This is a genomic window from Streptomyces sp. NRRL S-1813 (genome assembly GCF_000719605.1).
Classification (GTDB): Bacteria; Actinomycetota; Actinomycetes; order Streptomycetales; family Streptomycetaceae; genus Streptomyces; species Streptomyces decoyicus.
The window spans coordinates 39,508-53,763 of record NZ_JOHB01000036.1 but is presented as its reverse complement, the minus strand read 5'-3'; the positions used below and the strand labels follow the sequence as shown (position 1 = coordinate 53,763).

Genomic DNA, 14,256 nt, shown 5'->3' with positions numbered 1-14,256 from the left:
TGAAGTAGCGACGGTCCGGTGGACAAACCCGGACCTAGAAGGAGCGAAGTGGCTAAGGTCCGGGTATACGAACTCGCCAAGGAGTTCGGCGTTGAGAGCAAGGTCGTCATGGCCAAGCTCCAAGAACTTGGTGAATTCGTCCGTTCGGCGTCCTCGACGATCGAGGCGCCGGTTGTTCGCAAGTTGACCGACGCTTTCCAGGCAGGCAGTGGCAATGGCCGCGCCGCCGGTAAGCCCGCGGCGCCGCGCAAGTCGGCCCCCGCGAAGCCGTCCGCGCCGTCTCCGGCGCAGGCGGCACGTCCTGCTGCCCCGAAGCCGGGCGCCCCCAAGCCGGGCCCCGCGGCTCCGGCAGCCCCCGAGGCACCGAAGGCCCCTGAGGCCCCCGAGGCCCCGGTGGCTCCCAAGAGCACTCCCGCCGCCGGCCCCACCCCGGGCCCGCGGCCCACGCCGGCCCCGAAGGCTCCGGCTCCCAAGCCCGCTCCGGCCGCCCCCGCGCAGCCCGAGTTCCAGGCTCCGCCGTCCGCACCGGCCGCTCCCGCTGCCGGTCAGTCGGCTCCCCGTCCCGGTGCCCCCGGCCCGCGTCCGGCCCGTCCGGCGTCCGGCCAGGGTGGTCAGGGCGGCCAGGGCGGCCAGGGCCGCGGTAACGCTCCGCGCCCCGGTGGCGAGCGTCCGGCCCCGCGTCCCGGTGGCCGTCCGTCCGGCCCCCGTCCGGGCAACAACCCCTTCACGTCCGGTGGCTCCACGGGCATGGCCCGTCCGCAGGCCCCCCGTCCCGGTGGCGCCCCGCGCCCCGGTGGCCAGGGTGGTCCCGGCGGCCCGCGTCCGCAGGGCGGCGGCCAGGGTGCTCCCCGTCCGCAGGGCGGCCAGGGCGGCGCGCGTCCCACCCCCGGTGGCATGCCCCGACCGCAGGGTGCGGCCCCCGGTGGCGCCCCGCGTCCCGGTGGTGGCGGCGGTAACCGCCCGAACCCGGGCATGATGCCGCAGCGTCCGGCTGCCGGCCCGCGTCCGGGCCCCGGCGGCGGTGGCGGCGGTCGCGGTCCCGCCGGTGCCGGTCGTCCCGGTGGCGGCGGCGGTCGTCCCGGTGGCGGCGGCGGCTTCGCCGGTCGTCCCGGTGGTGGCGGCGGCGGTCGTCCGGGTGGCGGCGGCGGTTTCGCCGGTCGTCCCGGTGGCGGCGGTCCCGGTGGTGGCGGCGGCTTCGGCGGTCGTCCCGGCTTCGCCGGCCGTCCCGGCGGTCCCGGTGGCCGTGGTGGCACGCAGGGTGCGTTCGGCCGTCCCGGCGGTCCGGCGCGTCGTGGTCGCAAGTCGAAGCGGCAGAGGCGTCAGGAGTACGAGGCCATGCAGGCCCCGTCGGTGGGCGGCATCATGCTGCCCCGTGGCAACGGTGCGACGGTTCGCCTGTCGCGCGGTGCCTCGCTGACGGACTTCGCCGAGAAGATCAACGCCAACCCGGCGTCGCTGGTCCAGGTCATGCTGAACCTGGGCGAGATGGTCACCGCGACCCAGTCGGTCACCGACGAGACCCTCCAGCTGCTCGCCGACGAGATGAACTACGTCGTCGAGATCGTCAGCCCGGAGGAGGAGGACCGCGAGCTTCTCGAGTCCTTCGACATCGACTTCGGTGAGAACGAGGGCGGCGAGGAAATGCTCGTCGCGCGTCCGCCGGTGGTGACCGTCATGGGTCACGTCGACCACGGTAAGACGCGACTGCTCGACGCCATCCGCAAGACGAACGTCATCGCGGGCGAGGCCGGCGGCATCACCCAGCACATCGGTGCCTACCAGGTCGCGACCGAGGTCAACGACGAAGAGCGTCGGATCACCTTCATCGACACCCCGGGTCACGAGGCGTTCACCGCCATGCGTGCCCGTGGTGCCAAGTCGACCGACATCGCGATCCTCGTGGTGGCGGCCAACGACGGTGTCATGCCGCAGACGATCGAGGCCCTGAACCACGCCAAGGCGGCCGACGTGCCGATCGTGGTCGCGGTCAACAAGATCGACGTCGAGGGTGCCGACCCGACCAAGGTGCGCGGTCAGCTCACCGAGTTCGGTCTGGTGGCCGAGGAGTACGGCGGCGACACCATGTTCGTCGACATCTCCGCTCGTGAGGGCCTGAACATCGAGCAGCTGCTCGAAGCCGTGGTCCTGACCGCGGACGCCTCGCTCGACCTGCGCGCCAACGCGGAGCAGGACGCGCAGGGCATCGCGATCGAGGCACACCTCGACCGTGGCCGCGGCGCCGTGGCGACCGTCCTGGTCCAGCGCGGCACGCTGCGCGTCGGCGAGACGATGGTGGTCGGCGACGCGTACGGCCGAGTCCGGGCGATGCTCGACGACAAGGGCAACCACGTCGAGGAAGCGGGTCCGTCGACCCCCGTCCTGGTCCTGGGTCTGACCAACGTCCCGGGTGCCGGCGACAACTTCCTGGTTGTCGACGAGGACCGTACGGCCCGTCAGATCGCTGAGAAGCGCGCGGCGCGCGAGCGCAACGCCGCCTTCGCCAAGCGCACCCGCCGGGTGTCCCTCGAGGACCTCGACAAGGTGCTCAAGGCCGGCGAGGTGCAGCAGCTCAACCTCATCATCAAGGGCGACGCGTCCGGTTCGGTGGAGGCTCTCGAGTCCTCGCTGCTCCAGCTCGACGTCGGCGAAGAGGTCGACATCCGCGTGCTGCACCGCGGCGTCGGTGCGGTCACGGAGTCCGACATCAACCTGGCGTCCGGCTCCGACGCGATCGTCATCGGCTTCAACGTGCGCGCCGAAGGCCGTGCCACGCAGATGGCCGACCGCGAGGGCGTCGACGTCCGGTACTACTCGGTCATCTACCAGGCGATCGAGGAGATCGAGGCGGCCCTCAAGGGCATGCTCAAGCCGGAGTTCGAGGAGGTCGAGCTCGGTACCGCGGAGATCCGCGAGATCTTCCGCTCGTCCAAGCTCGGCAACATCGCGGGTGTGCTCATCCGCTCCGGCGAGGTCAAGCGCAACACCAAGGCGCGCCTCATCCGCGACGGCAAGGTGGTCGCGGAGGACCTCAACATCCAGGGCCTGCGCCGCTTCAAGGACGACGTCACCGAGATCCGCGAAGGCTTCGAGGGCGGTATCAACCTCGGAAACTTCAACGACATCAAGATCGACGACGTCATCGCGACGTACGAGATGCGCGAGAAGCCGCGCGGCTGATCATGCGCGTGACTGCCCGCGTGTAGCACGGTCGCCGGAGACGGCGGCCGGGCGACACGCGGGACCGGGGCCGGTCGGCGGAATATTTCCGTCGATCGGCCCCGGCCGTTCCGTGTACGGTTCCCCATGAAGCGAACGCCTCCCAGCTCACGCCGGGAGGTGCCCCCAAGGCCCCACGGGTGGCTTGACCCGTCTTGCATGTACGTAGGGACGCTGTCCTTCGACCTGCTTCTCGGCGACGTACGGTCGCTGAAGGAGAAGCGCTCCGTCGTCCGCCCGATCGTCGCCGAGCTGCACCGCAAATTCGCGGTAAGCGTCGCGGAGGTCGGGGATCAGGATCTGCACCGCAGGGCCACCATCGGCCTGGCGGTGGTCTCCGGGGACGCCGGGCACCTCACCGATGTCATGGACCGCTGCGAGCGCATGGTCGCCGCACGGCCCGAAGTGGAGCTGCTGTCGGTACACCGACAGCTGCACGGCGACGACGACTGACCCGGGGACCGGGCAGGCCGCCGCCGGTGGAAGCACAATTGTGGAAGAAAGAAGGAGACGGACCAGTGGCCGACAATGCGCGGGCGAAGAAGCTGGCGGACCTCATCCGGGAGGTGGTCGCCCAGAAGCTCCAGCGCGGTATCAAGGACCCGCGGCTCGGTTCGCACGTGACCATCACGGACACCCGGGTCACCGGCGACCTGCGGGAGGCTACGGTCTTCTACACGGTCTACGGCGATGACGAGGAGCGTGCGAGCGCCGCCGCAGGGCTGGAGAGCGCCAAGGGCATCCTGCGCTCCGCGGTCGGGGCCGCGGCGGGGACGAAGTTCACGCCCACCCTGGCCTTCGTGCCGGACGCCCTGCCGGAGAACGCCAAGACGATCGACAACCTGCTCGACAAGGCACGGGCTTCGGACGCCGCGGTGCGCGAGGTCTCCTCGGGCGCCCAGTACGCCGGCGAGGCCGACCCGTACCGCAAGCCGGGCGAGGACGACGACGAGGGCACCGCGGCAGAATGAAGCGTGAGAGCAACAAGCCGGGCGGTCTTGTCATCGTCGACAAGCCGGCCGGCTTCACTTCGCACGACGTGGTGGCAAAGATGCGCGGTATGGCGCGCACCCGCCGGGTCGGGCACGCCGGCACGCTCGACCCGATGGCGACGGGCGTGCTCGTCCTGGGCATCGAGCGGGCCACCAAGCTGCTCGGCCATCTCGCGCTGACGGAGAAGGAGTACGTCGGCACGATCCGGCTCGGCCAGACGACGATCACCGATGACGCCGAGGGCGAGCTCACCGCGTCCAAGGCGGCGCACGGTCTCGCCCGCGAGGACATCGACGCGGGCGTCGGCAGGCTGTCCGGCGCGATCATGCAGGTCCCGTCGAAGGTCAGCGCAATCAAGATCAACGGCAAGCGGTCGTACTCGCGGGTGCGCGACGGCGAGGACGTGGAGATCCCGGCCCGGCCGGTCACCGTCTCCTCGTTCGTGGTGCACTCCGCGCACGAGACCGAGGCCGAGGACGGCACCCCGGTGACCGATCTGCTGGTCTCCGTCGAGTGCTCGTCCGGTACGTACATCCGCGCCCTGGCCCGTGACCTGGGCGAGGGGCTCGGGGTCGGCGGCCATCTGACGGCGCTGCGCCGCACCCGCGTCGGCCCGTACAAGCTGGACCGGGCGCGCACCCTCGAACAGCTCCAGGCCGCCGTGGACGACGCCGAGGGAGAGGGCCTGCCGGTCATGCCGCTCGGTGAGGCGGCCGCCGCGGCGTTCACCCGCTGGGACGTCGCCGAGGCGCAGGCCCGGCTGCTGCTCAACGGCGCGCGGATCCCGATGCCCCTGTTCGAGGGCACCGGCCCGATCGCGGCGTTCGGACCGGACGGCCGGTTCCTCGCGCTGGTGGAGAACCAGGGCGGGAAGGCGAAGAGCCTGGCGGTGTTCGCGGTCTAGGGCCGGACCGGCCTACGGGCGGTTGGGTCACCTGGCGCTTGGGGCCGGGTCCGGAGGCGTGGTGAAGCGCTCCGGGCCCGGCCTTTCGCATGGGTGTGCAGGGGCCTTTCGCAGGGCGTGCGGAGACCTTTCGCATGGCGTACGGGGAGCGTGGGCAGCCGCCCGGGGACGGTGGGGAACGGAGGGCGGCCGGGCCGCCGCGCCGCCGGGAGAGGCTCCGGGCGCCGTCCGCGGGCTTTCCCCCTTGCCTTCCGCCCCTCTGCTCCCTTCGCCTCTCTCCCTCCCTCACCGGCGCGGTCCGGCTATTCACTCATTCGGTGAGGCGCTCGAAGTGAAGCAAGGCGTGGAGGGGGGCGCGTTGGCACGGGTCCCTGTCGAGACGATCACCGCCTGCTTACCGTTCGGAGGACTGGACAGGGCGAGAGGACCGGCGATGGCACTGCTGGATGCCGATGTGGACGCGGCACTGGTGCGGATCCGCGATCTGGCAGGTCGGACGCGTGGTACGGGGTTCCTCGCGGACCACGAGGGCACCGTGATCACCAGCCACGAAGCGGTGGACGGGGCGACACAGCTGGTGCTCCAGCCCATGGCGGACGGCGCCGGCGGCGGCGCGGCCGGGGGCGGCGGCTGGACCTGCGTGGTGGCGGCCGACGCCCTCACGCCCCTTCCGGAGGCGGGGCTCGCCCTCGTACGGGCCGGGGGCTTCGGGCCGCACCGGCTCGCGCCGCTGCCGATCGCCGTCGGCAAGCCGGCCGCGGGCACCACCGCACGGCTCTGGGCGGGCGGCTGGCTCGACGGCACGGTCGTCGGGCCGGGCTCCGGGGTGATGTACACGGCCACCGAGCGCGTCCATCTCCTCGACGAAACGCTGGAGCTCGGACTGTGCGCCGGGGGCCGGGAGGCGCTGCGGCTGGGCGGCCCCGCGGTCGGCGGGCCGGTGCTGGATGCCCGGACGGGCGCCGTGCTCGGCGTCCTCGGCACCGCGTTGCATCCCCAGGCGCCCGGCCGCGCCCGGCCGGGGGAGAGCGCGTTCGGACGCCGGGCGGGCGGCTTCGCGATTCCGCTGCGCGCGGTCGCCGAGGCCGCGCCCCAGGGCGCGCTGGCCGCGCTGCTGGAGCGCAACGCGGCGACCGTTCGGGCATACGGCAGTGAATTGAATCCGGCCGGTGCGCGGCATCTCGCCGAGGTGTCGATGGGCTCCGCCGAGCGCCTGCGGCTGTGGCGGGAGCCCGTCGAACGGCCGGAGACCGTCGCGGAGTTCGTGCGCTTCGGGGAGGGCCACGAGAGTGCAGGGGCGCGCGTGCTGGCGCTGGTGGGGGAGCCGGGGACCGGACGGAGTACGGAGCTGGCCGGGCTCGCGGCACGCCGGGCACAGGGTCCGGAACCGGCTTCGACAGTCTGGCTGCGCGGCGCGGAGCTGCGGCCCGACGACGACGGGGTGCACACCGCGGTCGAGCGGGCGCTGCGGTCCGCCGCCCGGACCGTCGCCGGGGCGGGCCGTACGGCCGGTGACCCGGCGGACACCACCTCGCAGGGCGTGGCCCGGGTGGCGTCGGCGGCCGGGCGTCCGCTGCTGGTGCTGCTCGACGGGCCGGAGGAGATGCCGTCGGCCCTGGCGCGGCGGGAGCGGCTGGCCGGGTGGACCGAGGCGACGGCCGACTGGCTGCGTACGGCCGATGTGCGGCTGGTGATCGCCTGCCGCCCCGAGTACTGGGAGCGGGCCGGTGCGCTCTTCCCGCCCGGCCTGCTGCACCGGCCGTGCCGTCCGGCTCCCGCGCTGCCCGCCTGTGTGGAGCTCGGTGACCTCCCCGAGGAGGCGGCGGAGCGCGCCCGTTGCCGCTACGGCCTCCCGCCGGGCGCACCGGCCGCGGCGGATGCCCGCCACCCGCTGGCCCTGCGCCTGCTCGCGGAGGTCGGTGCGGCGCTCCCCAAGGGGGACGAGGCCGGACGGGGGGACGATCCGGGCGGCCTCGGCGCTCCCGACCGCCATCAGATCTTCGACGCCTACCTGGACCTGGTGTGCCTGCGCATCGCCGTACGGATCGCGGCCGCGCACCGCCCCGCGCTGCGCGGCACCGCCGTGCGCCGGCTGGCCGCACAGGTCGCCGGCCAGGTGCACGAGGCGGCCCGCCGTGCTCTCGGCCCCGGGCCGGGCGCGCTGGACCGTACGTCCTTCGAGGAGGTCTTCCCGCGGGAGCCCGGCTGGGCCTCCGCGGTGCTGGCCGAGGGGCTGCTGGTCCCGGCCGGCTCCGGGTACCGCTTCGCGCACGAGGAGTTCGCGGAGTGGTTGCAGGGCGCCCATGTCGACCTCGATCTGCTCCCCGTCCCCGGACATCGCGCCGGGCCGGCCGTCCAGGCGCTGCTGCTGCTCGGACGGCGCGAGGGCACGGTGCAACTGACCTTCCGGCTGGCGGAGTTGGTGCCGATGGCCACCGCCCCAGCGGCCGGCACACCCGCCCCGGGGGCCGTGGACGGCCGTTGGTGGGCCACCCATCTGCTGTCCGGCGTGCTGTTCCGGGTCCCCGACGCGAGGCCGTACACGGGCGTCCTGCGGCTGCTCGCCGACCGGATCACGGAACGGTCCCTGCGGGCGGGCGGCTTCGTGCACACGGGACTGGAGGCCTTCGGGCCGTGGTTCTGGGAGCGGCTGGCACTGTCCGACGAGGACCGGATGGATCTGCTGCGCCGCCTGCTGCCGGCCGATGGGCCACCGGCCGGGGCGGGGCGGGCGCCGGACGGTGCGACGCGGTGCGCGGGAGAGGAGGCCACGGGTGGTGCGCGGGGTGGTGGGGCACCAGGCGATGCGTGGGGCGGTGCGGCACCAGGTGGTGCGTGGGGCGGTGCGCGGGGCGGTGTGGGGTCGTCGTCCGGTGTGTCGTCAGGGGCCGGTCGGCTGTCGTCGTCCGGTGCGTCGTCGCGGTCCGACGGGGCGTCGCCGTCCCGTCCGCCGGCGTCGTCCGATTCCTGGCTGTCCGGTCCCCTGCCGTGCGATTCCTGGCTGTCCGGTCCCCTGCCGTGCGATCCCTGGCCCTCCGGTCCCCTGTCGTCCTCCGGTCCGCTGTCGTCCGATCCCCGGCCGGGCGTCTCGCCGTCGGGCGCCGTGCCCGGTGACGGGCCGCGCGCCGAACACGGCTTCGCGCCGCCGCCCCGTGTACGCGTCCACCCCGCCGACGACCCGGCGTCCGCCCGGGACGGCGACGGCTGGGCCGACGCGACCGGCGGGGTCCGCCCCACCCCCGCCGGTACGGACACCGACGGCAGAACGCCGGCAGAGGCCGGTGCCGCATCCGGGAGCGAGCCCGCCGCGGCCCGCTCGCCGCGGTTCCTCGACGCCGCGGCCGAGCTGCTGCGCACGGATCCGGAGCGGATGCAGCCGCTGCTGTGCGCCTGGTTCGACGACACCCGCCCGCTGCAACGCCCCGGCGCGGAGGACGGCGGCCCGGCTCACCCCGGGAGCCTCCTGCCGTGCGAGATCACGGTGGCCGCCGCCGCGCAGGCGCTGCTGCACACCCATCGCCATCGGGCGCTCGACGCGCTCACGGAGGCGCTGGTGGAGGCCGCGCACCCCAAGGGGGACGAGCTGATGGACGCGCTCGCCGAGGACGAGCCCGCGGCGGTGTGCCGGGCCGTGGACCGCTGGGCGCACGACGAACGCCCCGCGCGCCGGGCCGCCGCCGTGTCGTACGGCCTGCGAGCCGCCCGTCACGCCGTCGCCGAAGCCGACCGCGCCCTGCTGCGCTACGCGGCCCTCTGCCTCCTCGCCCGCAGCGCAGACAGCGCCCACCACGGCTCCGCGCTGGCCCTGCTGATGGGCGATCCGGCCACCCGCTCCCGCTTCCTGGACCGAGCGCTGGCCCGCTTCGTCGCGGGGGATCCGCAGCTGCCGCCCACGGCGTTCACGGTGGCCCTCGACGAGCACCCGGGGCGGGTGCTGGAAGCCTTCCGGGCGCGGTTGGTGGGGGGCGAGGGCCCGCCGGTGGCGGCCGCGCTGCTGCGCATGCTCGCCCGCGCCGATGCGCCGGATCTCGCCGCCCGCGTCGCCGACCTCGTCCGCGACTGTGCCCGGCACTGCCCGGACCGCGCCGCACGACCGGTGGCGGAATTCGTCGACCGCCGCCTCGACCGCGGCCCGGCCGCCCGCGCCGCACTCCGCCCGCTCGCCGTGGAGCTGCTGACCGGATCTCCCGTGCCGGTCCGGTGCGCGCTCGCGGCCGTGGTGGCCGAGACCGGCTCCGGCGACTCGGTCCCGCTGCGCCGCGAGCTGCTCGATGTGCTGCTGGCGCACGAGGCGTCGTACGCGGCGTCGCACGGCGTGTACGACGAGACCGGCCGGGACACCCGGGTGCTGGAGGCGCTGCTCCAGGCGGCCGCCGAGGGCGCGGAGCTGCGGTCGGCGGAGCGCACCCGGGAGCTGGTGCACCGCACCGGGATGCTGCTGGTCCGCACACCGGAGGGCGCGTCCTGCTTCGACCGGCGACTGGTGGAACTGGGGCGGCGGGTGCCCGGTTTCGCCCGGCGGGTGCAGGACTGGGTGGCGGACGAGCCGGGGGAGTGGGCGGCGGTGGTGGGGCCCAGCGCCCGTGCGACGCTGGCCGGGTGTCATACCTGACGGGGCGGGTGGGCGGTCCGGCGGGCCGGGGCTCGGGCCCGGGGCCGGGGGCCGGGGCCGGACGGGTGCGGTCCCGGCCTGTGCAGACCATCCGCGCTCTCGGCTTCATCTGCGCCCTCCCTGCCTTTCCGCCCTCCGCGCAATCCGCCGACGGACAGTTGCTCGGAGAGGTGCCCGGAGCCACCCCTTCGCACGGAGCATCACCCGCGGCATGGCAGTCTTAGACCTGCGCCATGCCGAATTGGCGCAATGGACGGACAAGGGTTCGGGCGAGGAGCGGGCACTGTGCAGCGCTGGCGTGGCTTGGAGGACATCCCCGAGGGCTGGGGACGCAGCGTCGTCACCATCGGCTCGTACGACGGAGTGCACCGCGGCCACCAACTGATCATCGGCAAGGCCGTCGCGCGCGCCCGTGAGCTGGGGATCCCCGCGGTGGTCGTCACCTTCGACCCGCACCCGAGCGAGGTCGTGCGGCCCGGCACCCACCCGCCGCTGCTGGCGCCGCACCACCGGCGTGCGGAGCTGATGGCCGGGCTGGGGGTGGACGCGGTGCTGATCCTCCCGTTCACCAAGGAGTTCTCGAAGCTGGCCCCGGCCGACTTCGTGGTCAAGGTGCTGGTCGACAAGCTGCACGCCCAGGTCGTCGTCGAGGGCCCCAACTTCCGCTTCGGGCACAAGGCGACCGGCAATGTCGAGACCCTCGCCGAGCTCGGGACCACCTACGACTACACCGTGGAGGTCATCGACCTCTACGAGCGCGGGGCGGCGGGCGGCGGCGAGCCGTTCTCCTCCACGCTCACCCGACGCCTGGTCGCCGAGGGAGATGTGGCCGGTGCGATGGAGGTTCTCGGGCGGCCGCACCGCGTCGAGGGCGTCGTCGTACGCGGTGCCCGGCGCGGCCGCGAACTGGGCTTCCCGACGGCCAATGTGGAGACGCTGCCGCACACCGCGATCCCGGCCGACGGCGTCTACGCGGGCCTGCTTCAGGTCGAGGGCGAGGCGATGCCGGCGGCCATCTCGGTCGGCACCAACCCGCAGTTCGACGGCAAGGCACGCACCGTAGAGGCGTACGCCATCGACCGCGTCGGCCTGGACCTGTACGGCCTGCACGTCGGGGTGGACTTCCTCGCCTATATCCGCGGCCAGGAGAAGTTCGACACCCTCGACGCGTTGCTGGAGCGGATGGCGGTCGATGTGAAGCTGGCGCGGGGGCTGATCGCGGAGGCGAGTTGATCTCGGCGGCGGCCTGACCGGCCGTTTTCCCTGCGGGCCCCCTTCGGGGCTTGCCTGCCGTGGTTTCTCCCGCTTCCTGCTTTTCCCGCCGCTTGGTTCCTCTTGCGCGCGCCGCCGGGTCCCGTTGGCTTTCCCCGTGCTCGCCTCCCGTTTTCTCGGCGTCGGAGTCCTGTTCCCCCCCCGGCGCCCGCCTCCTTCTTTTTCCCCGCCGCCCACCCCCCTTCGGGGGGTGGGCGGGTGTAGTCATGCGGTAGCGCCAACTCGGCTGATTCCAGGCGGAGTTCGGCCGAGAGCGGTTCACTCGATCGTGGGATGACGTGATACGGGGCGGGCCCGGCACCTCGTTGGTGCCGGGCCCGCCCCGTATTGCGTTACGCCCGCCTCACTGCGGAGGCGGCTGCTGCTGCCACCCCGGCGCCAGGCCCGGCTGTTCCGGCTGCGGTGCGTCCGGAGCAGGCTGTTGCTGCTGCCAGTGGGCCGGTGGCTGGGCGGGCTGCTGGGTCCAGCCACCCTGCTGCGGCGGGTAACCGGCAGGCGGCTGGCCCTGCTGGGGCTGCTGTGCCTGCTGGGGCTGCGCCTGAGGGGGCTGGCCGTGCTGGGGGTACTGCTGCTGGGCGTACGGATCGCCGCCCATCTGCTGCTGGGGGTACATCCCCTGCGCCTGCTGGGCCCGCGCGAAGTCCTCGGCCACCAGGGCGGAGAGGTTGAAGTACGCCTCGCGGGTCTTGGGCCGCATCATGTCCAGGTCGACCTCGGCACCGGCGGCGAGATGCTCGTCGAACGGGACGACCACCACACCGCGGCAGCGGGTCTCGAAGTGCGACACGATGTCATCGATCTTGATCATCTTGCCGGTCTCACGGACACCGGAGATGACCGTGATGCCGCGCTGCACCAAGTCGGCGTAGCCGTGCGCGGACAGCCAGTCCAGGGTGGTGCTCGCGCTGCTCGCACCGTCCACGGACGGCGTGGAGATGATGATCAACTGGTCGGCGAGGTCCAGGACTCCGCGCATCGCGCTGTAGAGCAGACCCGTACCCGAGTCGGTGAGGATGATCGGGTACTGCTTGCCGAGGATGTCGATCGCCCGCCGGTAGTCCTCGTCGTTGAACGTCGTGGAGACCGCGGGGTCCACGTCGTTGGCGAGGATCTCCAGGCCCGAGGGGGCCTGCGAGGTGAACCGGCGGATATCCATGTAGCTGTGCAGATGCGGGATCGCATGTACCAGGTCACGGATGGTCGCACCGGTCTCGCGGCGGACCCGTCGGCCGAGCGTGCCGGCGTCCGGGTTGGCGTCGATCGCCAGGATCTTGTCCTGCCGCTCGGACGCGAGCGTGGAACCCAGCGCGGTGGTCGTGGTGGTCTTGCCGACACCGCCCTTGAGGCTGATCACCGCGATGCGGTAGCAGGACATCACCGGTGTACGGATCAGCTCCAGCTTGCGCTGCCGCTCCGCCTCTTCCTTCTTCGCGCCCAGCTTGAACTTGGACGGCTGGGCATTGGCGCCCGGCTTGCGCTTCTTGGGCTGGTTGCGCAGCAGCCGGTCGGAGGTCAGCTCCACGGCGGCGCTGTAACCGAGCGGCGCGCCGGGAGCGGCTCGCTGCGGCTGCTGCTGACCCGGCTGCGAGTACGACGCGTAGTTCGCCGCCGCGTGGGGGTCGCCGGCCTGCTGGCCGGGGAGCGGCTGGTACTGCGCCTGCTGGGCCTGCTGGGCCTGTTGGGCTTGCTGAGCCTGTGCCTGCGCTGCCTGCGCTGCTTGCGCCTGGGCGGCCTGGGCCTGCGCCGCCTGCTGGGCGGCCTGCTGCTGGTCGTAGCCGGGCTGTGCCTGCTGCGCCTGCTGGGGGTGCTGGCCCTGCTGGGGATAGCCCTGCGCACCGGTCTGCGGATAGCCGTAAGCCGACTGTTGCGCGGCCGTGTGCGGTGCCTGCTGCGGCTGCTGGCCCTGCTGGGGGTAGCCGTAGGCGGGCTGCGGGTAGCCGTACGCAGGCTGTTGCTGCGGTGCCGGCTGCTGTTGCGGGTAGCCGCCCTGAGCGGGCTGCCCCTGCGGATATCCGGCCTGCGGCTGCTGCGCCTGCGGCTGTTGCTGCGGGGCCTGCTGGTGCTGCTGCGCCTGTGGCTGGCCCTGCGGCTGCTGACCGGCCTGGGCCTGAGCCTGGGCCTGGGCCTGCGCCATCCGCGGGTCCGCGGGCTGGAATTCCGCCGGCAGTGGCGGCAGTGCGCCCTGCCCGGGAACACCTTGCTGCTGCCCCTCCGCCGCGGCGCCCCAGGGAGCGCCCTGCTGAGGCGTTCCCTGCTGGGGGACGCTCTGCGGAGCCGCCTGCGGCGGAACCCCCTGCTGCTGCGGCATGCCCTGCTGCGGCACACCGTGCTGGGGCACGCCCTGCTGGGGCACGCCCTGTTGCGGCTGCTGCTGGCCCTGCGGGGGCTGTGCGCCCTGCGCGGCGGCATCGGGGGCCGGCTGGACGGGAGCGGCGGCCTCGGGGGCCCCAGCTCCGCCCTCGGTGGAGGCGTGCGGAGGTGCGGCCTCCGGCTGCGGCGCCGCGATGGCGGGTGCGGCCTCCGGCGGCACGGCGGGCGACGCCTCGGGCTCGGGCGCGCTCACCGCCTGCGGTTCCGAGTCATCGTCGTCGTCCCAGAGAGAGGCCGACGGGTCGACACCCGTGCCCGCACGACGATTGCCCGAGCCTGCACCGTCGTTCGCGGCCGGCGCGGCCTCCGCGGACGCCTCCGGCGCGGGAGGTGCGGCAGCCGGCGCGTCGGTGCCGGCGTCCTGCGGACGCAGCGTCGGGAAGCCCGGCGGTGCGGCCTCTACGGGCGGCGGGGCCGTCGGTGCACCCTGCTGCGGAATGCCGGGAGCACCCTGGGCGGGGCCGGGCAGCGGCCGGCCGAGCGGCGGCGGGGGATCGGCGGGTGGAGCGGTGGGCGAAGACGCAGGAGGAGCCGCGGGGGAGGCAGCGCTCGTGCCCCCACCACTGGTGTCGTTGCTCGCGTACCAGGCCGGTGCGGCGAAATCGATCTTGAACTCACCGGTCAGGTCGAACTCGGACTGGTCGTCGTCAGGATCGTTTCCGTCCGGACGGAAAGCCTCCTGCTCGTTCACTGTGCCTCCTGGTGTACTGCAACGCACCTGAACGGCAGGACCGGATACAGGCGGATCGATCGGATGTAGCGGAAGTCGGAACACACCACCCGGGGTTGCGCCAACACTAACTGTCTCCGTCCCCGTTTCGACTGCCGTCGCGCTGTGCTCCTGCGGCTCTCCCACACAGCCTAATCAAGAGTCGGCCCATATCGGCAG

At 73.5% G+C, this 14,256-nt stretch carries 7 protein-coding genes; 6 read left to right on the top strand and 1 reads right to left on the bottom strand.

Annotated elements, in window-relative coordinates; translation table 11 throughout:
* Positions 1-48: 48 nt before the first annotated feature.
* The 6 genes from infB to IF67_RS0133050 all read left to right on the top strand — a co-directional run bounded on the left by infB (position 49) and on the right by IF67_RS0133050 (position 10,958).
* Positions 49-3,177, top strand: coding sequence for a translation initiation factor IF-2 (infB, locus tag IF67_RS42325; RefSeq protein WP_078889778.1), 3,129 nt, complete (start codon positions 49-51; stop codon positions 3,175-3,177).
* 198 nt (positions 3,178-3,375) lie between these two features.
* The gene (locus IF67_RS0133070; RefSeq protein WP_030991978.1) at positions 3,376-3,669 is read left to right on the top strand and encodes a DUF503 domain-containing protein; all 294 of its coding nucleotides are present in this window, start codon (positions 3,376-3,378) and stop codon (positions 3,667-3,669) included.
* Positions 3,670-3,734: 65 nt separating this feature from the next.
* Positions 3,735-4,187 (top strand): 30S ribosome-binding factor RbfA, encoded by a 453-nt coding sequence (rbfA, locus tag IF67_RS0133065; protein WP_030991977.1) that lies wholly within the window; start codon positions 3,735-3,737, stop codon positions 4,185-4,187.
* The gene (truB, locus tag IF67_RS0133060) at positions 4,184-5,113 is read left to right on the top strand and encodes a tRNA pseudouridine(55) synthase TruB (RefSeq protein WP_030991976.1); all 930 of its coding nucleotides are present in this window, start codon (positions 4,184-4,186) and stop codon (positions 5,111-5,113) included. Before rbfA ends, truB begins: the two co-directional genes overlap by 4 nt.
* Before the next feature lie 433 nt (positions 5,114-5,546).
* Positions 5,547-9,725: a hypothetical protein gene (locus IF67_RS0133055; RefSeq protein ID WP_030991975.1), complete on the top strand. Its 4,179-nt coding sequence runs from the start codon at positions 5,547-5,549 to the stop codon at positions 9,723-9,725.
* Positions 9,726-10,010: 285 nt separating this feature from the next.
* Positions 10,011-10,958 (top strand): bifunctional riboflavin kinase/FAD synthetase, encoded by a 948-nt coding sequence (locus IF67_RS0133050; protein WP_030991974.1) that lies wholly within the window; start codon positions 10,011-10,013, stop codon positions 10,956-10,958.
* Positions 10,959-11,340: 382 nt separating this feature from the next.
* Here IF67_RS0133050 and IF67_RS0133045 read toward each other — a convergent pair whose 3' ends face one another.
* Positions 11,341-14,058: an SCO5717 family growth-regulating ATPase gene (locus tag IF67_RS0133045; RefSeq protein WP_030991973.1), complete on the bottom strand. Its 2,718-nt coding sequence runs from the start codon at positions 14,056-14,058 to the stop codon at positions 11,341-11,343.
* Positions 14,059-14,256: the final 198 nt, after the last annotated feature.